Origin of the sequence: Tenacibaculum sp. XPcli2-G (assembly GCF_024124505.1) — a bacterium.
Classification (GTDB): Bacteria; Bacteroidota; Bacteroidia; order Flavobacteriales; family Flavobacteriaceae; genus Polaribacter; species Polaribacter mesophilus.
Genome location: NZ_JAMXSH010000001.1, coordinates 752,150 through 774,906 on the forward strand (window position 1 = coordinate 752,150; position 22,757 = coordinate 774,906).

The window sequence follows — 22,757 nt, forward strand, 5'->3', positions numbered from 1 at the left end:
TATTTTATTACCGTAACAAATATATAAGATTATTTGGAATTATTCTAAATAAAAGTAGAAGCTATTTTAAGTCTTTTAAAATCAATTGTATAGTTGTGTGTCCGTTCCATGTGTTTTCATCTAAAGTATATACAATGTCAAAATCGTTTTGAGCGATGGCTATTTTATTTCCTAGACCAAAACCTATGGTATTATATGTTTTTTGGTCTGAACCATAAATAAGGTTTAGTTTTAAATGACTTTTGTCTGCGCCAACTTGTTTACCATACCCATTATCTCTTACTGCTGAAGTAGTAAAAATTGGTTTCATGTTTAGCGGACCAAAAGGTGCCATTTGCTGGACTATACGGAAAAACTTAGGTGTGATTTCTGATAGGTCAAGCTCAGCATCAATAGTTATTTCTGGAGTTAATAAGTCTTTATCAATAGTGGCTTTCACTACTTCTTCAAACTTATTTTTAAAATTTTGATATTGCTCGGGTAATAAAGTTAAACCCGCTGCATATTTATGTCCACCAAACTGTTCAATAAATTCTGAGCATTCTTCTAAAGCATTATATACATCAAATCCTTTTACAGAGCGAGCTGAGGCAGCTAATTTTTCACCACTTTTAGTAAAAACCAAGGTAGGTCTGTAGTAAGTTTCAGTTAAACGAGAAGCTACAATACCAATGACTCCTTTGTGCCAATTTTCATCAAAAACTACTGTGGTGTATTTCTCTTGCTCGTTGTTATTTTCAATTTGAAGTAAGGCTTCTTGTGTAATTGCTTTGTCCAGCTCCTTTCTGTCAGAATTGAACTTTTCAATTGCAGCAGCAAACTCAACTGCTGAATCAAAATCCATTTCGGTTAATAATTCGACAGCATAGTTTCCATGTTTCATTCGTCCAGCAGCATTTATCCGCGGAGCGATGATAAAAACTACATCGGTAATAGTGAGTTCTTTTTTTTGTAACTGATGAATGATAGCTTTAATACCATTTCGAGGTTGTGAGTTAATAACTTGTAATCCATGATAAGCTAGAACTCTATTTTCCCCAGTCATCGGAACAATATCAGCTGCAATTGCAGTAGCTACTAAATCTAAATACGGAATTAAATCTTCAATTGTTTGATTTCTTTTTGAAGCTAATGCTTGAATCAATTTAAAACCAACACCACAGCCACACAGTTCATCATACGGATAGTTACAATCCATTTGCTTAGGATTTAAAACAGCAACTGCTTTAGGAATTTCATTTCCAGGTTTGTGGTGGTCACAAATAATAAAATCAATATTTTTTTCAGTAGCATAGGCAACTTTATCAATAGCTTTAATTCCGCAGTCTAAAGCAATGATAAGTGAAAAACCATTATCTTCAGCGAAATCAATTCCTTGAAAAGAAACACCATATCCTTCTTCATATCGATCAGGAATATAGGTTGCAATATTAGGATGAATTGTTTTTAGGTAAGAAGATAGCAAAGAAACAGCGGTAGTTCCGTCAACATCGTAATCGCCAAAAACTAAAATATTTTCGTTATTAGTAATAGCAGTTTCTATACGCTGTACAGCAACTTCCATATCTTTCATTAAAAAAGGATCATGTAAATCACTCAATGAAGGACGAAAAAAATGTTTTGCTTCATCAAAGGTTTCAATACCACGTTGTACTAAAATTTTAGCCAAGGTTGTGTCGATAGATAGTTCTTTGGCTAATTGTTTTACTTTAATAGTGTCTGGTTGCGGTTTTAATGTCCAGCGCATAGCAATTTTATCGAAAATAGATTAGTTATTATGTAAATGAATAGCGGTAGTTACATCAGCAAATTTTCTAAACATTTCCATAACACCACAGTATTTCTCTATCGATAAATCTACTGCTTTGTTAATTTTTTTCTCGTCTAAATCACTTCCGTAAAAATGATAATCCACTAAAACTTTATGATAATATTTTGGGTGTTCTTCAGTTAATTCACCAGTAACAACAATTTTAAAATCATCAATTTTTACACGCATTTTTTCTAACATAGGAACAATGTCTAAACCAGAACAGCCTGCTAACGATGAAAGCATCATAGCTTTAGGTCGTAAACCAGTATTATTGCCTCCATGCTCTTCAGAAGTATCAATTACTATTGGGTGTCCACTAGGGTTGTCACTTTCAAATTGCATGTTTTCTTTCCAAACGGTTGTAACTGTGTTTGTTGCCATATCTTGATAATTTTTTGTTTATTGCGTAAGTAAGTCTGTGTGTATTTCGACTTAGTACATTTAAATAGTAACACAAACTTACAGTAAAAAGTTAGTATTAAAAACTTAAAAAATAAATCTATGCCTTTAGTAACTCCTTTAGATCCGAATCATGATGCGGAAACGAAACAATTATCTGATTTTTATAATGAAACCTTAGGTTTTTGTCCGAATTCAGTGTTAACCATGCAGCGACGACCAGAAATTTCCAAAGCATTTATCAATTTAAACAAAGCAGTAATGGCTAATCACGGTCGCGTAACTTCTGCTTTAAAACGGATGATTGCTTGGGTAAGTAGTAATGCTACAGGTTGTCGTTATTGTCAAGCTCATGCAATTCGTGCAGCAGAGCGTTATGGTGCAGAACAAGAACAACTGGATAATATATGGGAATATAAAACACACTCTGCCTTTTCTGATGCTGAACGTGCTGCGTTAGATTTTTCATTAGCAGCTTCAATGGTTCCAAATATGGTGGATGAAAAGATTAAAGAGGAATTATATAAATATTGGAATGAAGGAGAAATAGTTGAAATGTTAGGAGTAATTTCCCTCTTCGGGTATTTAAATCGTTGGAATGATTCTATGGGAACAAGTATTGAAGATGGTGCGGTTGAAAGTGGTGAACAATATTTAGGAAAACATGGTTGGGAGAAAGGGAAGCATGTGTAGATAGATGGAACTATTAGAAAATAGAAAAGCTCGCAATTGCGAGCTTTTCTATTTAATATTTAATCGGACTACTTTTTTAGTAAATCTCTAATTTCTGCTAATAGTTCTTCTTGACTAGGTCCCTTTGGAGCTTCTGGAGCAGGTTCTTCTTTTTTCTTCATAGCATTTACTGCTTTTACCACCATAAACATAACAAAAGCTACAATAATAAAATCAATAACATTGGTTAAAAACTCACCATACATTATAGCAACTTCGCCTGTTACTTTACCAGCTTCATCAGTTACTCCTTCTTTAATTATATATTTTACGTCTTTAAAGTCAGCTTTGAAAATAAGTCCAATTAAAGGAGAAACAATTCCTCCAGTGAAAGAAGTTACTACTTGCTTGAAAGCAGCACCCATTACAAAACCTACTGCAATGTCCACTAAATTTCCTTTCATTGCAAAGTCTTTAAACTCTTTGAGCATTCCCATATTTTTGATTTTTAATAGTTAATTGAACTGAAAAATATAAAAAAATTAGCTCTTAACCAATCTTTTTATACGTTGAGATAAGGCAGTAAGTATTTCATACGAAATAGTTTCACACTTATGAGCCATATATTCTACGTGTTGTTGATGGTTGAAAATAATGACCTCGTCACCTTCATTACAATCAATTTTAGTAACATCAACCATTATCATATCCATACAAACATTTCCAATAATAGGAGCTGGTTTATTGTTAATGAACACAAATCCATTTTTATTTCCTAACTTTCTTGATATACCATCTGCATGTCCTATAGGAATGGTTGCGCTTCGCGTAGGTTGACTAGCAACAAAAGCTCTATTGTATCCAACTGTTTCACCTGGTTGAACTATATTGATTTGAGAAATTATAGATTTAAGCGTATGTGTGTTTTTAAGTTGAGCTGTTTCTTGTTCATCATTTCCAAAACCATATAAGCCTATGCCTAGGCGAACCATGTCAAATTGAGCTTGTGGATAATTGATAATACCAGATGTATTTAAGATATGTATCATAGGTTGGTATCCTAAGTGCTCATAAACTTGTTTTACTATGTAAGCAAAGTTATTTATTTGACCTATGGTGAATTCTTGTTCGTTTAAATCTTCACTAGCTGCTAAATGAGAAAATATAGATTCAACTTTTACATTGTTTGATTTTTTTAGCTCTGCTACAATAGTTGGAACGTCAGTATACCAAAAGCCTACTCTATTTAATCCTGTGTTAAATTTTAAATGAATAGGGTAATTCATTAAAGGCTCTTCATCTGCAAGTTTTAAAAAAGCATCGAAGATTTTAAAATTATATAGATTAGGCTCTAAGCGATATTTAACAATATCTTTTAAGTTTTGAATTTGAGGGTTTAAAACCAAGATAGGCGTTGTAATTCCAGCCTCACGTAAAGCCATTCCCTCATTAGAATAAGCAACAGCAAAATAATCAACATGGTCTTGTACAATTTTAGCAATTTCAGTAGACTCACTTCCGTAACCAAAAGCCTTGACAACAACTAAAATTTTTGTAGTAGGTTGTAGCTTCTGTTTAAAATAAGCTAAATTGTGTAGTACAGCTTTAGTATTAATTTCTAATACGGTAACATGATTGTTATTCATTAGTGCTTTCTTTTTTATTTTGTGTTTCGTGTTCCTTCATGGCTTTGTAATAAGCAGCTCTGCTTAGTGGTTCATACTCTTGAGTTTCGCCCAAAAAAACTAGATCTTCACTTTGTGCTTTTCTATAACTATAATGGGCTAAGTTTCCTGTGCGAGTACATACGGCATGTACTTTAGTAACATATTCTGCAGTAGCCATTAACGCAGGCATTGGTCCAAAAGGTTTACCTTTAAAATCCATGTCCAAACCTGCAACGATAACACGAACTCCTCTATTTGCTAAGTCGTTACAAACAGCTACAATTTCATCGTCAAAAAATTGGGCTTCGTCTATTCCAATAACATCAACATCATTGGCTAATAATCTAATATTAGAAGATGCAGGAACAGGTGTTGAACGAATACTGTTTTTATTGTGGGAAACTACTTCCTCCTCATCGTATCTTGTGTCAACTGCAGGTTTGAAAATTTCAACACGTTGTTTAGCAAACTGAGCACGTTTAAGTCTACGAATTAATTCTTCGGTTTTCCCCGAAAACATTGAGCCACAAATTACCTCAATCCAACCAAATTGTTCTGTATGATTTACTGTATTTTCAAGAAACATTTTGTAATTTTAAGCTCTAATTATTGATTTTTGTATTACTTTCGAATGAGGAACAAATTTATTAAAATTTAACAGCAAAAATTAATATCAAACGACAACTTATGCACAAAAAACTAGCATCAGATTTAACCAGTTTAGCACACAGTATTTTACAGATGAAAAATAGAGAAGATGTGTTTGAGTTAAAGCAAAAGGCATATGAGGTTTACGAAAAACTTTCGGTTTTAGCGTATGTAGAAGAATACATAAATAATACTCCTAATCCTACAAAAACTAAAGAGGAACTGTTAAAAGATGTTTTACTTGCCGAAGAAAAAAAGCAAGCTGAAGCTGTTGAAGAAATTTTACCTAAGATAGAAGAGGTAAGTTTAGAGACAAAGAAAGAAGTTGTAGATGATTTGGATGCTGAGGTTGAAAAAAAGAAAGAACCAATTCAAGAAGAGGTAAAAGTAGAGAAGTCTACAGAAGAAAAGATACAAAAGGAGGAACAAGAGTCTATAGAAAGTAGGGAAGTACATCACTTAGAAGAAGACTTAAAAGAAGGTTTTGAGCAAGAAGCAGATGAAATAGTTGAAAAAGTAATAGAAGGAATTAATGAAGAAATAATTACTAATGAAATCATTGAACAGCCTTTTGATGAATTAGAAGAACTGTTACATAGTGATGGAGAGGACGTAAAAAATGATGTAAAAGATGTTGGGGATAGGAAAACTCCTACTTTAGAAGATGAGTTGCAAGATACTATATCAGTTGATGTAATTACAGATTTATTTACTAAGGCGGCACCTAAGAAAACAATTAATGATCACTTTCTAAATACAATTCAAATTGATTTAAACGATAGAATTGCTTTTGTAAAACACCTTTTTGAAGGAAATCAAAATGATTTTAATAGGGTTATTTCTCAATTAAATACTTTTAAAACAGAAAAAGAAGCAAAAAAATTTATTAATAAAATGATTAAACCAGATTATGATTGGTCTGATAAAGAAGAATATGAAAATAGATTATTTCAAATCATAGAAAGAAGATTTGCTTAGATGAGTTCTGATCTTATAGTTATACATACTCACTTTCATAAACGAAGAACAGGTGTTACAAGAAGTATTGAAAATGTATTACCTCAGTTAAAAAAACTGTGTACAACATATCTTTATGGTTATGGTATCAAAGGTGAAAAAATGACAACTTCTGAGTTAAAAAAGTTGTTGTTCTCAAAAAAGAGTATTGTTGTTCATTGTCATCGAAATAATGAAGTTTTAAAAATGTTATGGTATCGTTTTTTAGGAGCAAAATTTAAATTAATAACTACGCGACATGCAGAAACAGATCCTTCTAATTTTACACGATTTTTACTAAGAAAATCAGATGAAGTTATTACGTTAACAAGTTCAATGCATAAAAAACTAGGTATTTCAAACGTTAAAGTACCTCATGGTGTAAATACAAGCCTTTTTATTCCTAATCCAGAAAAAAAGTTAAGTAATATTGCTCAAAAGAATATTATTCTTTGTGCAGGTAGAGTAAGAAAAGCAAAAGGACAAAAAATATTGTTAGAAGCTGTAGCTCCTAAATTAAAAGAAAATAAAGATTGGGCGCTGGTTGTTGTTGGTAAAGTAGATAAACCATTGTTTTTAGAAGAATTAAAAGCAATAGTGGAAAAAAATAAAGTAGAAAACCAGATTTATTTTATTGATGAAACCTCAGATATTGTTTCTTATTACCAAGCAGCTAAAATTTCAGTAGTACCATCTTTTACAGAAGGCTTTTCTTTAGTTTGTGCAGAAGCAATGGCGTGTGGAAATACAGTAGTAGCAACAAAAGATGTTGGAGTTCACTCTGAACTAGTAACACATTTGAAGTCAGGATATTTATTTACATCAGGAAGTGTACCAGAACTTCAAAAAATAATGGTAAATCTAATGAGTAAAAAAAATGCTTATTTAGGAAGTAGTGCTCGGAAAGAAATTATAGAAAATTGGAGTGCAAAAAAGGAAGCTATAAATTTGCTAAAGGTATATGAAAATAATTAATGAAAGAAAAAGGTCAAGGGAAAACCTTGACCTTTTTGTTAAATTTTAAATGTTAGCATTGGTCGCATAGCACTTTTAGAGAGACTTTTAGTAATGCTGCCATTAAAAATATGAGATAAGCCACTTCTTCCATGCGTAGCTAAAGCAATTATATCTGCGTTAATTTTATTAGCAAAATGAAGAATTCCTTTCTCAACAGAAGAGTCATTGTAAATATTAATAGTGTAATTTTCTAAACCATATGTGTCTATAATTTTTTTAATTCTTTCGTTAGTGTCTTGAGAGTTTTCAAATTTCTGGGGAGTGTTTATTTTTAGTAAATGTATTGTACAATCAAAATTATTACTAAAATCAAGAAATCGTTCAAAAGCCTTATTTTTTTTAGGTTTAAAGCTAGATGCAAAGACGATATCTTTTGGTGTAAAACTGTCGTTATTCTTTTTTGTAACAATGACAGGTATTTCAGAGTTTCGTACAACTTTTTCAGTGTTAGACCCAATTAAGATTTCTTCAAGGTTTGTATGCCCTTTAGATCCCATAATGATTAAATCTGTACTGTTTTTTTTAGAATAATCTCTAATACCTTCAAATGGACTTTGAAATCTGATAGCATGTTTAACATTTTTAATTTTAGGAAAAAAATCCTTTTTGTAATCCAGGAGTCTGTCACGAACCTTTCTAATATATAACATGCTTTCTGGAATACTAAAGTTAGTTCCAGCCCCCATGTCAACGATTCCTGTAGGAAGTTCAACCATATGAAGTAAGTGTACTTCACTGTTGGCTTTGCTAGCTATTTTAGAAGCTAGTTTCGAAGCATATTCAGAAGACTTCGAAAAATCAGTAGGTACTAATATTTTTTTCATAATAAGAAAGTTTTAAGAGAGATAGTTTCTTAAAGATACAAAAAACAATGTTATAAAGAAAGAGGGTTGATATTTGTGTGTTAATGAATAACTTACTATATTTGCACCAAATTTATTAATCAGATAGATGAAGGGGACGTTAGTCCCCTCTTTTTATACCTAAGATGAATCAAGAACGAGTTAGAGAATTATTACAAGAAGCCTTAGAAGAAAACAAATCTTTATATTTAATAGATTTACAATTCTTGTCGGATAACAAAATAAAGGTAATAGTAGATGGAGATTCAGGTGTGCCACTAAGTGAATGTATTCGTATTAGTAGGAATATAGAGCATAATTTAGATAGAGAAGAAGAAGATTTTTCGTTAGAAGTGACAACACCAGATATTGCACATCCAATAGCTGTAAAACGTCAGTATAAAAAGAATATCAACCGAATTCTAAAAGTTAAAACAGCAACAGAAGAATTTGAAGGAACGTTAACTGAGGTAACAGAAGATACCATTACCCTATTTTGGAAAGCAAGAGAGCCTAAGCCAATAGGTAAAGGAAAGCATACGGTAGAAAAAACAAAAATACTAGCGTATCAGGATATTAAAGAAGCAAAAGTGAAGATCATATTTTAATTAGAGAATGAAATGGAAAATATTGCGTTAATAGAATCATTTTCGGAGTTTAAAGATAATAAAAGTATAGACAGAGTAACATTAATGTCTATCTTAGAAGAAGTATTTCGTGCAGCCTTAAAGCGTAGATTTGGGTCAGATGAGAATTTTGATATCATTATAAACCCTGATAAAGGAGATTTAGAGATTTGGAGAAATCGAGTGGTGGTGGCAGATGGAATGTCTGAAGATGATAATGAGGAAATAGAACTTGCAGAAGCAAGGAAAATTGAACCAGATTTTGAAATTGGAGAAGATGTTTCTGAAGAAGTAAAGCTAGTAGATTTAGGTAGACGTGCTATTTTAGCATTACGCCAAAACTTAATTTCTAAAATTCACGAGCACGATAGTACAAACGTTTTTAAACAATTTAAAGATTTAGAAGGAGAAATTTATAGTGCAGAAGTACACCATATTCGTCATAATGCTGTAATTTTGTTGGATGATGAAGGAAATGAGATTGTTTTACCAAAGAGTGAACAAATTCGTTCAGACTTCTTTAGAAAAGGAGATGCAGTTAGAGGAGTGATAAAATCTGTAGAGTTACGAGGTAATAAACCCGCTATTATTTTATCAAGAACTTCACCAGCGTTCTTAGTGAAATTATTTGAACAAGAAATTCCTGAAGTTTTCGATGGTTTAATTACTATTGAAGGCGTAGCAAGGATTCCTGGAGATAAAGCAAAAATAGCAGTAGATTCTTACGATGATAGAATAGACCCTGTTGGAGCTTGTGTTGGTGTAAAAGGATCTCGTATTCATGGTATTGTTCGTGAATTAGGAAACGAAAATATTGATGTAATTAACTATACAAAGAACGAACAGTTATTTGTAGCAAGAGCCTTAAGTCCTGCAAAAGTAACTTCAGTAGACATTGAAATGTTTGATGAAGAAAAGAATGGTAAGAAAGGACGTGTTAATGTTTTGCTGAAACCAGAAGAAGTATCAAAAGCAATTGGTAGAGCTGGTGTAAATATTCGTTTAGCAAGTGAGTTGACAGGTTACGAAATTGACGTTCAAAGAGAAGGTATTGAAGAAGAAGATGTTGAATTAACAGAATTCTCTGATGAAATTGAAGCTTGGGTAATTGAAGAATTCAAGAAAATAGGTTTAGATACAGCAAAGAGTGTCTTGGAAAAAGATGTATCAATGTTAGTACAAAGAACAGATTTAGAGGAAGAAACAATTTTAGATGTTCAACGAATTTTAAGAGAAGAATTCGAAGACTAAATATAACACAAAAAAGGAAGCTAGTGTCCTAATATAGGAAACTGTATAAAATCTAGCAAAAAGAAGAAAAAGAGCATAACTATACGTACTAGAGACGTGTAAAGTGTGTTTTTTCAATAAAAAGTATAAAATAATATATGGCTGAAGGCAAAAAATTAAGACTAAATAAGGTTTTAAGAGAACTAAACATTTCTTTAGATAGAGCTGTTGAACACCTAGCTAAAAATGGCTATGAGATTGAAGCTCGCCCTACTACCAAAATATCAGATGCAGAATATCAAATTTTATTTGATGGTTTCCAAACTGATAAATCTAAAAAGGTGGCCTCTAAGGAAGTGAGCGAAGAAAAGAAAAAAGAGAAAGAGGCAATTCGTCAGCAATTAGAACAAGAGCAAGAAAGAAAGAGATTAGAAGAGGAAGCTAAAAAACAAGAAGTTTTAAAAGCCAAAGCTGAAAAGTTAGAACTTAAAACAGTAGGTAAAATAGATGTTGAAACTGGTAAGGCTATTGAAGAAGTAGCTGAAGAGGTAAAACCGGAGCCTACTAAAAAAGAGGAGAAAATAGAGGAACCAAAGAAAGAAGAGCCTATTAAACCAGTTCAAGAAACTAAAAAAGTTGAAGAACCAGTTAAGGTCGAAGAGAAAAAGCCAGAGCCTCCTAAAACTGAAAAACCAAAGGAACAAACAGTTAATACTCCTAAAAAGGAAGTGAAGAAAGAACAGCCTAAAGAAGTTAAAAAGACTGTTGAAAATAAGGTTAAAGAGGTGAAGCAACCAGTAAAGGAGGTAGAAATAACTCCAGAAAATGCTGAGAAAATTAAAACTCAGTACAAAAAATTAGAAGGTCCTAATTTTACAGGTCAAAAAATTGACTTAAAACAATTTGAAAGACCAAAAAAGAAGAAACCTGAAGCTAATAAGGCTGATGGAGATAAAAAGAAGCGTAAAAGAATTAGCAAACCAGGAAGTCCTGGAACAGGCGCTAAACCTCAAGGAAATAACCGAGGAGGTCAAAACCGAGGAGGCCAGAGAGGTGGTAACCGAGGAGGTCAAAGAGGTAGAAGACCAGCAGCTGCTCCAAAAGAAGAACTAACAGAAGCACAAATCCAAAAACAAGTTAGAGAAACTTTAGAAAAACTTCAGGGTAAATCTAAAAAAGGAAAAGGAGCAAAATACCGTAGAGATAAAAGAGATGCCCACCGCCAGCAAAGTGAAGCTGAATTACAGGCAGCACAAGCAGAGAGTAAGGTGTTGAAAGTAACAGAATTTGTTACGGTTAGTGAAGTAGCAACTATGATGGATGTTCCCGTTACCCAAATTATTTCTACATGTATGATGTTAGGAATGATGGTAACGATGAATCAACGATTAGATGCTGAAACATTACAAATTGTAGCAGAAGAATTTAACTATACTGTAGAGTTTGTTGGAGCTGAAGTTGAGGAATCTATAGAAGAAGTTGAAGACAAGCCAGAAGATTTAATAACTCGTGCACCTATTATCACAGTGATGGGACACGTAGATCACGGTAAAACATCGTTGTTAGATTACATCCGTAACGCGAATGTTATTGAAGGTGAATCAGGAGGTATCACACAACACATTGGTGCTTACGCAGTGAAGGTAGGAGAACATAAAATAGCTTTCTTAGATACTCCAGGTCACGAAGCCTTTACAGCAATGCGTGCTCGTGGTGCTCAAGTAACGGATTTAGTTATTATTGTAGTAGCTGCAGATGATGATGTAATGCCACAAACAAAAGAGGCGATTTCTCACGCACAAGCAGCAGGAGTGCCAATTATCTTCGCAATAAACAAGATAGATAAGCCTAACGCGAATCCAGATAATATTAAAACACAACTTTCTTCTATGAATTTATTAGTAGAAGATTGGGGAGGTAACATTCAGTCGCAAGAAATTTCTGCTAAAACAGGACAAGGGGTTGATGAGTTATTAGAAAAAGTATTATTAGAAGCGGAAGTATTAGAGTTAAAAGCAAACCCTAATAAAAACGCAAACGGAGCTGTAGTAGAAGCTTTATTAGATAAAGGTAGAGGATATGTATCTACAATATTGGTACAAGCAGGTACATTAAAAATTGGAGATTATATCTTAGCCGGAAAGCATAGTGGTAAAGTAAGAGCTATGTTTGATGATAAAGGAAGGAAAGTAAAAGAGGCAGGACCTTCTACGCCAGTATCAATTTTAGGTTTAGATGGTGCACCACAAGCAGGTGATAAGTTCAATGTATTTGAAGATGAGCGTGAAGCTAAGCAAATAGCAGCAAAACGTTCTCAATTACAACGTGAACAATCTGTTAGAACACAAAAAACATTAACACTTGCAGAAATTGGTCGTCGTATTGCATTAGGAGACTTCAAAGAGTTAAATATCATCTTAAAAGGAGATGTTGATGGTTCGGTTGAAGCGTTAACAGATTCGTTCCAAAAGCTATCTACAGAAGAAATCCAAGTGAATATTATTCACAAAGGAGTCGGAGCAATTACAGAATCTGACGTATTATTAGCAACAGCTTCAGATGCAATTATCGTTGGATTTAACGTACGTCCGCAAGGAAATGCGCGTTCGGTAGCAGATAGAGAAGAAGTTGATATCAGAACTTATTCAATCATCTATGACGCTATCAACGACCTGAAAGATGCAATGGAAGGAATGTTGTCTCCTGAAATGAAAGAAGAAGTTCTTGGTAATGTTGAAATTAGAGAAGTTTATAAAATTTCTAAGATTGGTAACATCGCAGGATGTATGGTGATGACAGGGAAAATTACAAGAGACTCTAAAGTTCGTGTAATTAGAGATGGAATTGTAGTTCATGATGGTGTGTTAGCTTCATTAAAACGTTTTAAAGACGATGTTAAGGAAGTAACTAAAGGATACGATTGTGGTCTTCAAATTAAAGGGTATAACGATATTAAAGAAGGAGATACATTAGAAGCATATACTGAAGTAGCAGTTAAGAAAAAGCTTAAATAGCTATTTAATATAACATAGTATAAAAAGACACCTAAATTAGGTGTCTTTTTTATATTTGGTATTTAAGCAGATATTTTACTTGTTTATCATTAGTTGTTTTTAAAGTGTTAATTATTATTCATAATTAATGTTTTTAAAATGTTTGCAAAGGTTATAAACCCTTTGTGGATTATTATTTTAATGATACTTGTATATACATGTTTACAGAAGATCAAAAAACTAGAATAGGTGTGTAGTATTTGTTCCAGTAGAATTTAGAGTCTACTATAGCAGACTAATTTATTTTAATACGAAATTCATATATTAAGACGTTCTTTATTTAAAAGAGCGTCTTTTTATTATGATTAACTAGAAAGTAAGAATAGATGAAATACCTAAAAATAATAACTCCTGTAGTATTTTTATTAATGATGAACTGTGCAGCACAAAATAAAATAAAAGAGTTTGATAAAATAGCTTATGAAGCTCAAACAAGAGGAAGTATAGTGCAGTTAACTATTGAAGGAAATAACTTATCGTACAAAATAAATCAAAAAGAAGGGATTAAAAAAGTAACTAAAGAACAATTAGAAGAATTAAACACTATAGTAAATGAGTTGAATTTAGAACAAATAAGCGATTTACAAGTACCAAGTGAAAAAAGAATAGCAGACGCAGCTTTGCATGCGAAGTTTACTATTAAAATAGCTAATAAGGAATATAGGTCAAGTGTATTTGATGCGGGTAATCCACCAAAAGAATTAAAAAAGCTGGAGGATTTTTTGTATAGCCTTTCTGAATTGAAATAAAAAAGCGCCTTAAGGCGCTTTTTCTATATGATGATTAGAACCATCCTTTTTGGTTTACCTGATATGTTTCAACAAATTCATCATCAGATTTTGTTAAATAAATAATCCCTTCTATAAAAGGAATGATTCCTGCAAAACCGCAAGTTATAATCGTAGCTATAATTTGTATAATACCCTCTTTGGTATATCCTAATACAAACTTATGTATTCCTATTGAACCTATTAAAATCGCTAAAATACCAGCTAACACACGTTTACTTTCTTGATTAGGGACAGTATTCCCATTTTCATCAATTACATCCATTTTTTTATTTTTTATTTATTAGACGGTGCTAAATTTATAAAAAAGCTTCGTCTTTTGGCTCCCATAACTCAATTTTATTTCCATCTAAATCTACAACCCATCCAATTTTACCATAATCATACTCCTCTATTTTATCCATCACGGTAACTCCTTTTTCTTTTAACTCTTCTAATAACTCTACTAAATTTTCAACTCGATAGTTAAACATAAAGTCTTTTTTAGACGGTTCAAAATAGTTTGTATCTTTTGCAAACGGACTCCATTGTGTTGAGGCTTTTTTACCCTCATTATCTTTCCACCAAAACGTACAACCCCAGTCATCTGTGTTAAAACCTAAGTTGTTTTTATACCAATCTTTCGTCGCTTTAGTATTTTCAGTTTTAAAAAAAATGCCTCCAACTCCTATTACTTTACCTTTTTTCTTCATTTTATTTCTTTTTTACAACTGATTCGTAGATAGAAATCCATTCATCTACAGTCATTTTTGTACATAATTTAGTAATTAATTTATACGGAATATCATCCAGCTTTTTAAAACGAATACAACTTTTTCCCATATCTAATTTCCTTTTTGAATACTTAGGATATTCTGTCACAAACCAATCATATAACTCTTTTTTAGCATAAATTCCGCTATGATATAGATTTATTGAGTTTTTTTGTGAAGCTAAATTCATAAAAGGAAGTGGTAATTTTGGATTACAATGATAACCATCGGGATATTTTGAATGTGGAACATAATACCCAATCATATTATAATTGATTCCTTCTTCAAATCCTTTAGGTAGGTTTTCCTTAATAAGGTTACGAAGCTTTTGTAAAACTTCTTGTCGTTCTTCTGGGACTTGAGAAATATATTCTTCTACTGTAGCTGCTTCATATTTCATGTTACATGATTTTGAAGCATCAAGTTAACAAAATTTTTCTTTAATTTTATCTACAATAGTCTGCGCTAACTTTTCTTTACTTTCTATGGTCCAACCAGCAACATGAGGAGAAAGCAACACATTTTCTGCTTTTATTAAATACTGAAATGCCTCGGGCATTTCTTGGTTTGTAAATAGGTTTTCAAACGATTTTTTTTCATACTCTAATACATCCAATCCTGCTCCTAAAACTTTTCCTGATTGTAAAGCGACTACTAAATCTTTTGTTACTACTGATTTTCCTCTGGCAGTATTTAACAACCAAAATGGTTTTGAAAAACCATTAATAAAGTCTGAATTAATCATATTCATCGTTAATTCTGTTTGTGGAGTATGTAAACTTAAAACATCAGTTCTTTTTTGAAGTTCTTCTAAAGAAACTTGTTTACAATTATTATCACCAACATTCGGCTTAATATCGTAACATATTACTTCTACATCGAAACCACGGAGTTTTTTAGCAAAGGCTTTCCCCATATTACCATAACCGATGATTCCAACAGTTTTTCCATCCAATTCTACACCTCTATTTTCTTCTCGTAACCATTTACCTTCTCGTACCTCTTTATCTGCTTTATTAAGCTTGTTAAACAAAGAAAGTAACATTCCTAACGTATGCTCTCCTACTGCATTTCGATTTCCTTCTGGTGCTGATATTAAGTGTACTCCTTTCTTTTCAGCATAATCACAATCAATGTTTTCTAATCCAGCTCCTACTCGTCCTATAAATTTAAGGCTTGTTGCTTTATCTAAAAATTGTTTATCAATGGTAAATCGACTACGAATAATAACTCCATCATACAAATGAATTTTAGCTTCAATTTCTGATTTTGAAGAGATATAATCTTCATAGTTTTCAAAACCTAAATTCTTTAATTTATTTATTAACAGAGAGTGATTAGTGTCTAAATGAAGTATTTTCATTTTAAAAATATAATCTTAAACAAAAAAGTCTCCCAAAAGGAAGACTTTTACATTAATACTGTTCTTCTTCGTTTGGAAAGTCTTGACTTTTAACATCTGTAATGTACTGTTCAAATGCATTTGTCATTCCTGTATATAAATCTAAGTACCTACGTAAGAAACGAGGATTAAACTCATGTGTCATTCCTAACATATCGTGAGTTACTAATACTTGTCCATCTACACCTGCACCTGCTCCAATTCCTATAACTGGAATTGTTAAAGCTTCAGCAACTTTTTGTGCTAACTTAGCAGGAACTTTTTCTAACACAATAGCAAAACAACCTAATCTTTCCAACATTAAAGCATCTGTCATTAACTTTTCTGCCTCAGCTTCTTCTTTTGCTCTTACTGTATAAGTTCCGAACTTATAAATAGATTGAGGAGTTAACCCTAAGTGACCCATTACAGGAATACCTGCATTTAAAATTCGTTTAATAGAGTCTTTTATTTCTTTTCCTCCTTCTAGTTTTATTGAGTGTGCTCCACTTTCTTTCATAATTCGAATAGCCGAACGTAATGCTTCTTTAGGATCTGATTGGTAACTTCCAAAAGGCAAGTCAACCACTACTAAACAACGATCTATTCCTCTTACTACAGAGCTTGCATGATATATCATTTGATCTAATGTAATAGGCAATGTAGTTTCATGACCAGCCATTACATTTGATGCTGAATCTCCCACTAAGATTACGTCTATTCCTGCACCATCAACAATTTTTGCCATAGTATAATCGTAAGCCGTAAGCATTGAGATTTTTTCTCCATTTGCTTTCATCTCAACAAGAGATTTAGTGGTAATTCTTTTATATTGTTTTTTTGCTACTGACATTTCTTTTTTTTTTATGGATTGTAAAAATACATAATTATTATTCACTTGTTTTATTTATTATATTTTCATAATCTCTTTAATTTACTTTTTTTAATGCCGTTAATCTTCTGTTAATTAAATTTTAGCCTTTTATTTTTTTAATAGCTTTACCTAACTAAATCAAACTAACGTGCAAAAGGTTTTTACTTTATTAATTGTTTTTGCTCTTACAACTGTGATAAGTGCACAAGAAAGCTCAGAAAAAAAAGTCATTAAAAAAACTATTGAAACTTTTTTTGAAGGACTTCATAAAGGTGATAGTACATTAGTAAGCTCAACTCTTAATTCTACAATTAACATTCAAACTACTTTTACTAATAAGGAAGGTAAAAAAGTTTTAGTTACAGAAAGTAAATCTAAACTGCTTGCTAATATTGCTAATAAAAAACCAGAACATACTTATTTAGAAAGATTAGTATCATGGGATATTAAAGTGGATGGTAATTTAGCTTCTGTATGGACTCTATACGAATTTTACCTAAATGATAAGTTTAGTCATTGTGGAGCAAATTCTTTCCAACTTTTTAATAATAATGGAAAATGGGAGATTATATACTTAGTTGATATGAGACGTAGAAACAATTGTAAAGCCCTTAAACAATAGTTTTATGAAAAAAATTGGATTTCTTTTTTTATTTGTTTCTTGCTTTAGTTTTGCTCAAGAACCTGAATTATTTCATCCAGAGTTATTTAGTGATTTACCAAACGTCAGAGATTTTTCAATAAGCAAAAATCAAGATGAATTTTATTTCACTGTTGAAAGCTACTTGAAAGAATATTCGTTTATAGCTTTTTCAAAAAAAGTAAATGGAAAATGGCAGAAACCTGGAGTTGTTAACTTTTCAGGTAGGCATAAAGACTTAGAGCCCTTTTTGTCTCCTGACGGATTGAAGCTTTTCTTTGCTTCTAACAGAATGAATAATACCTCTGGTGAGGTAAAGAAAGACATGGATATTTGGTATGTAACACGTGAGTCTTTTTCTCATGATTGGTCTAAGCCTATAAATATTGGGTCGCCAGTTAATACTCCTGCGGATGAATTTTATCCGTCAGTGACAAAAAAAGGAGACTTATTTTTTACTGCAGAATATGAAAACTCTAAAGGTAAAGAAGATATTTATGTAAGTAGACTTATTAATGGTGTTTACTCCAAACCTGTTTCTCTTGGTCCTGGAGTAAATTCTGAAAAATACGAGTTTAATGCCTTTGTTGCTCCAGATGAAAGTTTTATCATTTTCACTTCGTATGGAAGAAAAGATGATTTAGGTAGAGGTGACCTATACATAAGTAAAAAAGGAAGAAATAACGAATGGTTAGCTTCTAGGCATTTAACAAATATTAACTCTAACAAATTAGATTACTGCCCTTTTGTAGACCTTTCAAGTAATAAAATTTATTATACAACAAATAAAAGTAAAATTTCAAATAAGTTAAGTAAAAAGAAAAGTTTAGATGAAATAATTAATTTTATTAAAAATACTCCTAATGGACTAAGTAGAATTTATGTTACTTATTTCCACAAAAAATAACTTATCTTTGATTTAATGAATCTAACAAATCCTTCAAATACTTTATCTCCTGATAAATGGGTAGACAACTATGCAGATTATTTATTCAATTATGCTGTTGTTCGTGTAAATAATTCAAACATAGCTAAAGATTTAGTGCAAGAAACTTTTTTTGCAGGATTAAAATCTGCTAAAAACTTTGAAGGAAAGTCTACAGAACGAACATGGCTAGTTTCAATCTTAAAGAGAAAAATAATCGATTATTATCGAAAAATAAATTCTAAAAAAGGACAAGCTGAAGTTAGAATGAGTTTTTATGATAGTGGAGAAAATGAAGGAAACTGGATTGAGGAGCGAGTACCACAAACATGGGATAATGATGCTGATAGGAATATTGAAAATGAAGAGTTAAAAAATCAATTAGATAAATGTATTGATGGCCTTCCTGAAAAATATGCCATGGTTTTTAAAATGAAAACAATTCAACAATTTGAAACTGAAGATATTTGTAAGGAGTTAGATATTTCTCCGTCCAATTTATGGGTTATAATACATAGAGCAAGAACACAGTTAAGAAGCTGTATGGAAAAGAACTGGTTTAATAAGTAAAAAAATGTTTAAATTTTTAAAAATTACATGTGATGAAGCTACTACCATTTGTGACAAAAGTCAATATGGAGAAGCTTCTATATATGAAAGAATGCAACTTACTTGGCATTTATTAACTTGTAAGATTTGTGCCTTGTATACAAAACAAAATAGAAAAATGTCTGATATCTTCAAGTTAAAATCAGAAGATTGTAAAAAACATACCGCTTGTTTATCAAGTAAAGACAAAGAAAAATTAAAAGAACAGTTAAGTAAATTTAATTAGACAATTTTGGTTTTTTAAAGAACCATTTTTTGATTTTTTGTTAGATTGAAACGGAATTTATTATAGTGATAAATTCCGTTTTTTTAATTTTGCCCATTAAAAACAACCTACATGAACTTTTTACCTGAAGAATTAGATAATTATGTTGTTAAACATTCTCAAGCAGAACCAAAAATACTACAAGAACTAAGTAGAGAAACTTGGCAAAAGGTTTTAAATCCTCGCATGTTAAGTGGGGCTTTTCAAGGAAGAGTTTTATCTATGATTTCAAAATTAATTCAACCTAAATCAATTTTAGAGATTGGTACATACACAGGGTATTCTGCTTTATGCTTGGCTGAAGGACTTTCAAAAGATGGAATGATTCATACGATTGATAAAAATGAAGAGTTAGAGGAGCTCCAACATAAATACTTTCAGCAATCTGACCATAAAAACCAAATAACTCAATATGTTGGTAATGCTTTAGATATAATTCCAACTATAAATTCCAAATTTGATTTAGTATTTATCGATGCAGATAAATCTAACTATGTAAACTATTTTCGCTTGATTATTGAAAAAATGAATAAAGGAGGTGTTATTTTATCTGATAATGTACTTTGGAGCGGAAAGGTAGTTGAGAAGTTAAATCCTAAAGATATAGACACTAAAGTTCTTTTAGAGTATAATAGACTTTTAAATGAAGATAGTCGTTTAGAAACTGTATTACTGCCTATAAGAGATGGATTAACTATTAGTAGAATTGTTTAAAAAATAGTTGATAAGGAATATAGCTCAAGTACATTTGATGCAGGGAACCCACCAAAAGAATAAATAAAAAAACCGAGCAATTTGCTCGGTTTTTTGTTTAAAGAAAGGATATTAATTCTTTTTATAAATTTTACTTTTTTTACCGTCTTTATTAATAAAATAGAAACCTTTGGGCAGGCTTTTAATAACGTCAGTTTCTTCTGTTTCATTGTTGATAGTAGTATCTTTAACCTTATTCCCGTTTACATCATGAATAGTCAACTGAGTAGGTGTTTTTGAAGAAGAGGAGTTAACACTAGTGTAAGCCTGATTGTTATTCTCATTAGATTCAGAGGTGTTATTATCATAGTCAGCTATAGCATGTAAATAATAAAAATTGGTGAGATTATTTCCTAAATAAGTATCTCTTATATGTGTTTCTGAACACATTTTTCCTGTTTGGTTAGGAGAGATAGTTAAAGATGACTTAGGATATGGAAGGTTTGATACAATACTAGCTTTACTTAAGTCGGAATTATTTGTTAAGATTAAAGCTGTATTGTTGATTGTGCCAGTTACAGCACCTGTGTTTTTAATATTCACACAGAATTTATGGTCTTGATTTTCTCTAAGAGTTAATGAATTATCATCGTTCGTATTTGTGGTTAAACCACCTGCATCAATAGATATGCTTACAATTACAAAATCAGGATTGCCAACAGGACATCCATTGTTAGAAGAAGGACCTGCTTGGTTGGGGCAGTTGTCTTGCCAGTTTTGTACCCCATCACCATCAAAATCTCTAGTATCTTTAGGAACCGTATAAGTAAGTATCTCTGAATTACCAGCATATTCAAATTTCAAATAAAATTTTCTTTTAGGGTCGGTGTCATAGTCAATAAAGCTAGTTCCCCATGGTTCTCTTTTGGTTAAAATGGGGAAGAACTCTTCATCCATTTCCCATACAGTTTTTGTTATCAGGTTACTTTGATTGATACTGTTGTAGTATATAGAGATAGTAATATCATTATTACCACTATTATTTTTACCTCTATAATCACCTTGAATTTCGTATTCGTATTCAAAAGTAGTATTTCTTGAAAAATTTTTATAGTATGCTTGATTTACTTTAAAACTTTTTATTTGTTTTGGTAAAGGAGTGCTTCTACATGATATTTGAGTTATTGAATGAGGAAGGCTTAATCTGTAATCTTCATCTGAATGTTCACCAACTCTTGAAGATGTTAAATAATAGTAATTGAAGCCCTGACCAAAATCTAAAAAGTAGAACTTGTTTGGTTCTAAAGGTGTTGAGTCTTGAATGTTCACATAAAACCTACCAATTAAATCTTGAAAATCAAATGTCTCTTCACAAGGAATGTTTTCAACCATTTCTTTATTGAAAGTACCTAAAGCTTTAGAGCTTGAATAGAAAACGTGAGAATTATAAGATTGAGAAAAAGCTTGTAGTGACAATAGGCATGCTAAAAGGAATAATTTTTTTTTCATAGTTTATATATTTTATAATTAATCACTTATAAAAATCAAGATTTTTTCTTGTTTATGAGTTAACAACAGATTACTAAAAAGTAAATAAACTATAAAACAAAAAAACCGAGCAATTTGCTCGGTTTTTTTTATTGTTAGGGGATGTAAGTTTTATTGTCTAGTCCATCCAGCCCCCCAGGTAGCATAGTCTGTGCCAGTTGCAGTAGCGTTTTCAGTAACAAAATCAGCATCAGTAAAAGTAACACCTGTATCATTTTTTACTTTAACAGTAACATCTTCAAATTTTACATCAGTAGCTTTTAAGTCACCAGAAGTAACACCATTACCAGTTGGGTTGTCAGCAGCATCACCATCTAAATCAAATCCTTCAGCAAAACCGATTAATAAAATATTGTTAAAAATACCTTGAGTACCTGCTCTTAAACGGATAGCTTCATTTGCAGTTCCAGAACCTAATCCTTCAATAGTTAAGTTAGTTACTGTTGGCTTAGAGAAAAACTTAGGGTTAGATAAGTTTCCTATATCAGTATTGTAACCGTCAGCTTCAATTCCTTTATCGTGGTCAGTACCATGCTTTACATAGGCGTCTGTAATAGTACCAGAGTATCCTTCAGTCCAGTCGATAGAATCATCTTCAGCATTAACAACAGATACATTGTTCACATTTACAGTTCCTCCAAAGAACTCTACACCATCATCTTTTCCTTCAAACATTTGGATGTACTCTACAGTTGTACCATTACCAACTCCGTAGAAAGAGAATCCATTGTTTTCTGATTGTCCATCAGCTTTTCCTCCTGAATATTCAACTCTTACATAACGTAAAGTTCCAGAATTGTCATCAGCTGCATCACCACCGTAAGGTAAACTTGCGATTTCAGAAGTTGAAGTAGCAGTACCACCAGCTACAGAGTTAATAGGAGCTTTACCTAATAAGATTAACCCTCCCCAGTCACCTGCATTAGGAGTAGTAGCACTAGAAGTAAAGATAATTGGTTGGCTAGAAGTTCCATCAGCTATAATCTTTGCTCCTTGAGAAATAGCTAAATAAACATCTGCACCAGTAGCTGCAGCTTTTATAACTGTTCCGGCAGGAATTGTTAAAGTAGTACCATCTTCAAATATAGTTGGTCCTGTTATTGTGTATGATTTAGAAGCATCTAATGTTAAATCAGTAGTATAGTTTCCTTTTAATTCAACAAAATTATCATTGTCTGAGTCACCTCCACTGTTATTTGTGTTATTTGTAACACTATTATCATTAATAATAATATCTGCTGTATCATCATCCCCACATGAAGCAAATAACGTAGCTGCTAAAGCTAATCCTAATAAAAAATTATTTTTCATTGTTTTAA

25 protein-coding genes are annotated in these 22,757 nt (G+C 31.8%); 12 read left to right on the forward strand and 13 right to left on the reverse strand.

The window, feature by feature from the left end; genetic code table 11:
• Positions 1-61: 61 nt before the first annotated feature.
• On the reverse strand, positions 62-1,747 hold the full coding sequence (recJ, locus tag NH341_RS03300; RefSeq protein ID WP_253055682.1) for a single-stranded-DNA-specific exonuclease RecJ: 1,686 nt from the start codon (positions 1,745-1,747) through the stop codon (positions 62-64).
• A 21-nt stretch (positions 1,748-1,768) separates the two neighbouring features.
• A complete protein-coding gene (locus NH341_RS03305) occupies positions 1,769-2,194 on the reverse strand; it encodes an OsmC family protein (RefSeq protein WP_028891787.1) in 426 nt (141 codons plus the stop codon).
• 120 nt (positions 2,195-2,314) lie between these two features.
• On the opposite strand from NH341_RS03305, the gene NH341_RS03310 reads away from it, so the two are divergent.
• The gene (locus NH341_RS03310; protein ID WP_159610960.1) at positions 2,315-2,905 is read left to right on the forward strand and encodes a carboxymuconolactone decarboxylase family protein; all 591 of its coding nucleotides are present in this window, start codon (positions 2,315-2,317) and stop codon (positions 2,903-2,905) included.
• Between the two features lie 68 nt (positions 2,906-2,973).
• Here the strand turns inward: NH341_RS03310 and mscL are convergent, their stop codons facing one another.
• From mscL to NH341_RS03325, 3 genes are read right to left on the reverse strand one after another with little or no spacing between them, the layout of a single operon-like run.
• Complete coding sequence (mscL, locus tag NH341_RS03315) at positions 2,974-3,375, reverse strand: large-conductance mechanosensitive channel protein MscL (RefSeq protein WP_201284720.1); 402 nt, start codon at positions 3,373-3,375, stop codon at positions 2,974-2,976.
• A gap of 51 nt (positions 3,376-3,426) precedes the next feature.
• Positions 3,427-4,530, reverse strand: a complete 1,104-nt coding sequence (alr, locus tag NH341_RS03320) for an alanine racemase (protein ID WP_253055683.1) — start codon at positions 4,528-4,530, stop codon at positions 3,427-3,429.
• Positions 4,523-5,137, reverse strand: a complete 615-nt coding sequence (locus tag NH341_RS03325; protein WP_073182215.1) for a thymidine kinase — start codon at positions 5,135-5,137, stop codon at positions 4,523-4,525. The genes alr and NH341_RS03325 overlap by 8 nt, the downstream gene beginning before the upstream one ends.
• A 101-nt stretch (positions 5,138-5,238) precedes the next feature.
• Here NH341_RS03325 and NH341_RS03330 point away from each other — a divergent pair, with 101 nt between their 5' ends.
• Together NH341_RS03330 and NH341_RS03335 are read left to right on the forward strand one after the other, a co-directional pair.
• Positions 5,239-6,177 carry a hypothetical protein gene (locus NH341_RS03330; protein WP_167712822.1) on the forward strand — a complete coding sequence of 313 codons (939 nt, stop codon included), beginning with the start codon at positions 5,239-5,241 and terminating at the stop codon, positions 6,175-6,177.
• Positions 6,178-7,170, forward strand: coding sequence for a glycosyltransferase family 4 protein (locus NH341_RS03335; RefSeq protein WP_159610956.1), 993 nt, complete (start codon positions 6,178-6,180; stop codon positions 7,168-7,170). It abuts the gene before it with no gap.
• A gap of 38 nt (positions 7,171-7,208) precedes the next feature.
• Here the strand turns inward: NH341_RS03335 and NH341_RS03340 are convergent, their stop codons facing one another.
• A complete protein-coding gene (locus NH341_RS03340; RefSeq protein ID WP_159610954.1) occupies positions 7,209-8,036 on the reverse strand; it encodes a universal stress protein in 828 nt (275 codons plus the stop codon).
• A 164-nt stretch (positions 8,037-8,200) separates the two neighbouring features.
• On the opposite strand from NH341_RS03340, the gene rimP reads away from it, so the two are divergent.
• The 4 genes from rimP (at position 8,201) to NH341_RS03360 (ending at position 13,712) form a co-directional block, all read left to right on the forward strand.
• The gene (gene rimP / locus NH341_RS03345; protein ID WP_047790702.1) at positions 8,201-8,662 is read left to right on the forward strand and encodes a ribosome assembly cofactor RimP; all 462 of its coding nucleotides are present in this window, start codon (positions 8,201-8,203) and stop codon (positions 8,660-8,662) included.
• 12 nt (positions 8,663-8,674) lie between these two features.
• Positions 8,675-9,931, forward strand: coding sequence for a transcription termination factor NusA (nusA, locus tag NH341_RS03350; protein WP_047790701.1), 1,257 nt, complete (start codon positions 8,675-8,677; stop codon positions 9,929-9,931).
• Positions 9,932-10,068: 137 nt separating this feature from the next.
• The gene (gene infB / locus NH341_RS03355) at positions 10,069-12,924 is read left to right on the forward strand and encodes a translation initiation factor IF-2 (RefSeq protein WP_047790700.1); all 2,856 of its coding nucleotides are present in this window, start codon (positions 10,069-10,071) and stop codon (positions 12,922-12,924) included.
• A 365-nt stretch (positions 12,925-13,289) separates the two neighbouring features.
• Positions 13,290-13,712: a hypothetical protein gene (locus tag NH341_RS03360; RefSeq protein ID WP_253055684.1), complete on the forward strand. Its 423-nt coding sequence runs from the start codon at positions 13,290-13,292 to the stop codon at positions 13,710-13,712.
• A gap of 34 nt (positions 13,713-13,746) precedes the next feature.
• Here NH341_RS03360 and NH341_RS03365 read toward each other — a convergent pair whose 3' ends face one another.
• The 5 genes from NH341_RS03365 to panB are packed head-to-tail and all read right to left on the reverse strand — an operon-like array spanning position 13,747 to position 16,737.
• Positions 13,747-14,016, reverse strand: a complete 270-nt coding sequence (locus NH341_RS03365; RefSeq protein ID WP_253055685.1) for a TM2 domain-containing protein — start codon at positions 14,014-14,016, stop codon at positions 13,747-13,749.
• A 34-nt stretch (positions 14,017-14,050) separates the two neighbouring features.
• Positions 14,051-14,443 carry a VOC family protein gene (locus NH341_RS03370; RefSeq protein ID WP_253055686.1) on the reverse strand — a complete coding sequence of 131 codons (393 nt, stop codon included), beginning with the start codon at positions 14,441-14,443 and terminating at the stop codon, positions 14,051-14,053.
• Between the two features lies 1 nt (position 14,444).
• Positions 14,445-14,903, reverse strand: a complete 459-nt coding sequence (locus NH341_RS03375; RefSeq protein WP_073182208.1) for a DUF1801 domain-containing protein — start codon at positions 14,901-14,903, stop codon at positions 14,445-14,447.
• A 24-nt stretch (positions 14,904-14,927) separates the two neighbouring features.
• Complete coding sequence (locus tag NH341_RS03380; RefSeq protein ID WP_253055687.1) at positions 14,928-15,866, reverse strand: 2-hydroxyacid dehydrogenase; 939 nt, start codon at positions 15,864-15,866, stop codon at positions 14,928-14,930.
• 52 nt (positions 15,867-15,918) lie between these two features.
• Positions 15,919-16,737, reverse strand: coding sequence for a 3-methyl-2-oxobutanoate hydroxymethyltransferase (gene panB, locus NH341_RS03385; protein ID WP_159488605.1), 819 nt, complete (start codon positions 16,735-16,737; stop codon positions 15,919-15,921).
• A gap of 169 nt (positions 16,738-16,906) precedes the next feature.
• Here panB and NH341_RS03390 point away from each other — a divergent pair, with 169 nt between their 5' ends.
• The 5 genes from NH341_RS03390 (at position 16,907) to NH341_RS03410 (ending at position 19,911) form a co-directional block, all read left to right on the forward strand.
• Positions 16,907-17,380, forward strand: coding sequence for a nuclear transport factor 2 family protein (locus tag NH341_RS03390; RefSeq protein ID WP_167712830.1), 474 nt, complete (start codon positions 16,907-16,909; stop codon positions 17,378-17,380).
• A gap of 4 nt (positions 17,381-17,384) precedes the next feature.
• Positions 17,385-18,305, forward strand: a complete 921-nt coding sequence (locus NH341_RS03395) for a PD40 domain-containing protein (protein WP_047790692.1) — start codon at positions 17,385-17,387, stop codon at positions 18,303-18,305.
• Positions 18,306-18,320: 15 nt separating this feature from the next.
• Complete coding sequence (locus tag NH341_RS03400; RefSeq protein ID WP_047790691.1) at positions 18,321-18,893, forward strand: sigma-70 family RNA polymerase sigma factor; 573 nt, start codon at positions 18,321-18,323, stop codon at positions 18,891-18,893.
• A 4-nt stretch (positions 18,894-18,897) separates the two neighbouring features.
• Positions 18,898-19,158, forward strand: coding sequence for a hypothetical protein (locus NH341_RS03405; RefSeq protein WP_047790690.1), 261 nt, complete (start codon positions 18,898-18,900; stop codon positions 19,156-19,158).
• 111 nt (positions 19,159-19,269) lie between these two features.
• Positions 19,270-19,911 (forward strand): O-methyltransferase, encoded by a 642-nt coding sequence (locus NH341_RS03410; RefSeq protein WP_159610934.1) that lies wholly within the window; start codon positions 19,270-19,272, stop codon positions 19,909-19,911.
• Between the two features lie 111 nt (positions 19,912-20,022).
• On the opposite strand, the gene NH341_RS03415 is transcribed toward NH341_RS03410, so the two are convergent.
• Positions 20,023-21,399: a thrombospondin type 3 repeat-containing protein gene (locus NH341_RS03415; RefSeq protein ID WP_253055688.1), complete on the reverse strand. Its 1,377-nt coding sequence runs from the start codon at positions 21,397-21,399 to the stop codon at positions 20,023-20,025.
• 150 nt (positions 21,400-21,549) lie between these two features.
• Complete coding sequence (locus tag NH341_RS03420) at positions 21,550-22,749, reverse strand: multidrug transporter (protein WP_159610930.1); 1,200 nt, start codon at positions 22,747-22,749, stop codon at positions 21,550-21,552.
• Positions 22,750-22,757 lie beyond the last annotated feature (8 nt).

What these genes read in the sequence shown, in the direction of transcription:
- recJ (WP_253055682.1), bottom strand. Translation starts at nt 1,747, where the DNA reads ATGCGCTGGACATTAAAACCGCAACCAGACACTATTAAAGTAAAACAA.
- NH341_RS03305 (WP_028891787.1), bottom strand. Translation starts at nt 2,194, where the DNA reads ATGGCAACAAACACAGTTACAACCGTTTGGAAAGAAAACATGCAATTT.
- NH341_RS03310 (WP_159610960.1), top strand. Translation starts at nt 2,315, where the DNA reads ATGCCTTTAGTAACTCCTTTAGATCCGAATCATGATGCGGAAACGAAA.
- mscL (WP_201284720.1), bottom strand. Translation starts at nt 3,375, where the DNA reads ATGCTCAAAGAGTTTAAAGACTTTGCAATGAAAGGAAATTTAGTGGAC.
- alr (WP_253055683.1), bottom strand. Translation starts at nt 4,530, where the DNA reads ATGAATAACAATCATGTTACCGTATTAGAAATTAATACTAAAGCTGTA.
- NH341_RS03325 (WP_073182215.1), bottom strand. Translation starts at nt 5,137, where the DNA reads ATGTTTCTTGAAAATACAGTAAATCATACAGAACAATTTGGTTGGATT.
- NH341_RS03330 (WP_167712822.1), top strand. Translation starts at nt 5,239, where the DNA reads ATGCACAAAAAACTAGCATCAGATTTAACCAGTTTAGCACACAGTATT.
- NH341_RS03335 (WP_159610956.1), top strand. Translation starts at nt 6,178, where the DNA reads ATGAGTTCTGATCTTATAGTTATACATACTCACTTTCATAAACGAAGA.
- NH341_RS03340 (WP_159610954.1), bottom strand. Translation starts at nt 8,036, where the DNA reads ATGAAAAAAATATTAGTACCTACTGATTTTTCGAAGTCTTCTGAATAT.
- rimP (WP_047790702.1), top strand. Translation starts at nt 8,201, where the DNA reads ATGAATCAAGAACGAGTTAGAGAATTATTACAAGAAGCCTTAGAAGAA.
- nusA (WP_047790701.1), top strand. Translation starts at nt 8,675, where the DNA reads ATGGAAAATATTGCGTTAATAGAATCATTTTCGGAGTTTAAAGATAAT.
- infB (WP_047790700.1), top strand. Translation starts at nt 10,069, where the DNA reads ATGGCTGAAGGCAAAAAATTAAGACTAAATAAGGTTTTAAGAGAACTA.
- NH341_RS03360 (WP_253055684.1), top strand. Translation starts at nt 13,290, where the DNA reads ATGAAATACCTAAAAATAATAACTCCTGTAGTATTTTTATTAATGATG.
- NH341_RS03365 (WP_253055685.1), bottom strand. Translation starts at nt 14,016, where the DNA reads ATGGATGTAATTGATGAAAATGGGAATACTGTCCCTAATCAAGAAAGT.
- NH341_RS03370 (WP_253055686.1), bottom strand. Translation starts at nt 14,443, where the DNA reads ATGAAGAAAAAAGGTAAAGTAATAGGAGTTGGAGGCATTTTTTTTAAA.
- NH341_RS03375 (WP_073182208.1), bottom strand. Translation starts at nt 14,903, where the DNA reads ATGAAATATGAAGCAGCTACAGTAGAAGAATATATTTCTCAAGTCCCA.
- NH341_RS03380 (WP_253055687.1), bottom strand. Translation starts at nt 15,866, where the DNA reads ATGAAAATACTTCATTTAGACACTAATCACTCTCTGTTAATAAATAAA.
- panB (WP_159488605.1), bottom strand. Translation starts at nt 16,737, where the DNA reads ATGTCAGTAGCAAAAAAACAATATAAAAGAATTACCACTAAATCTCTT.
- NH341_RS03395 (WP_047790692.1), top strand. Translation starts at nt 17,385, where the DNA reads ATGAAAAAAATTGGATTTCTTTTTTTATTTGTTTCTTGCTTTAGTTTT.
- NH341_RS03400 (WP_047790691.1), top strand. Translation starts at nt 18,321, where the DNA reads ATGAATCTAACAAATCCTTCAAATACTTTATCTCCTGATAAATGGGTA.
- NH341_RS03405 (WP_047790690.1), top strand. Translation starts at nt 18,898, where the DNA reads ATGTTTAAATTTTTAAAAATTACATGTGATGAAGCTACTACCATTTGT.
- NH341_RS03410 (WP_159610934.1), top strand. Translation starts at nt 19,270, where the DNA reads ATGAACTTTTTACCTGAAGAATTAGATAATTATGTTGTTAAACATTCT.
- NH341_RS03415 (WP_253055688.1), bottom strand. Translation starts at nt 21,399, where the DNA reads ATGAAAAAAAAATTATTCCTTTTAGCATGCCTATTGTCACTACAAGCT.
- NH341_RS03420 (WP_159610930.1), bottom strand. Translation starts at nt 22,749, where the DNA reads ATGAAAAATAATTTTTTATTAGGATTAGCTTTAGCAGCTACGTTATTT.